1 protein-coding gene is annotated in these 669 nt (G+C 66.7%); it reads right to left on the bottom strand.

Translation table 11 applies throughout. The features are described 5' to 3' along the window. Positions 1 to 103: 103 nt before the first annotated feature. Positions 104 to 669, bottom strand: a 566-nt coding sequence (locus tag ACXJ3V_RS20305) for an electron transfer flavoprotein subunit alpha/FixB family protein (protein WP_457102164.1), incomplete at its 5' end; no start/stop codon positions are given.

The raw sequence follows: 669 nt of genomic DNA, 5'->3' as shown, positions 1-669 counted from the left end.
GGGCTGGACAGTTCGGCGGCGGCGAGCAATAGGGCCATTGCCCCGAGCTTGATGTTCATGATGGTTCCTGCTGGAGGGGTGGGACGCGGGATTGCGGCCTTGTTCAAAGCGTCTTGACSAGTTCCGGCACGGCCGTGAACAGGTCGGCGACCAGGCCGTAGTCGGCCACGCTGAAGATCGGGGCTTCTTCGTCCTTGTTGATCGCCACGATCACCTTSGAGTCCTTCATGCCCGCCAGATGCTGGATCGCGCCCGAGATGCCGCAGGCGATGTACAACTGCGGCGCGACGATCTTGCCGGTCTGGCCGACCTGCCAGTCGTTCGGGGCGTAGCCTGCGTCSACSGCKGCGCGGCTGGCRCCSAGRCCCGCGTTGAGCTTGTCGGCCAGCGGCGCCATCACTTCCTGGAACTTCTCGGCGCTGCCYAGGGCCCGGCCGCCCGAGACGATGATCTTGGCGGCCGTCAGTTCGGGGCGCTCGCTCTTGGTGACCTCGCGGCCGATGAAGCTCGACTTGCCGCTGTCGGCGACGCCGTCTACGGCCTCGACCGCTGCACTGCCGCCCGTGGCCGCTGCCGCATCGAAGCCCGTCGTGCGCACCGTGATCACCTTGATCGCATCGCTGCTCTGCACGATCGCAATCGCGTTGCCGGCGTAGATCGGTCGCTCGA

The organism is Microbacterium sp. P5_E9 (assembly GCF_054049175.1).
Note: the sequence above shows the minus strand (reverse complement) of the source record. Positions and strands in the feature narration are given on the sequence as shown.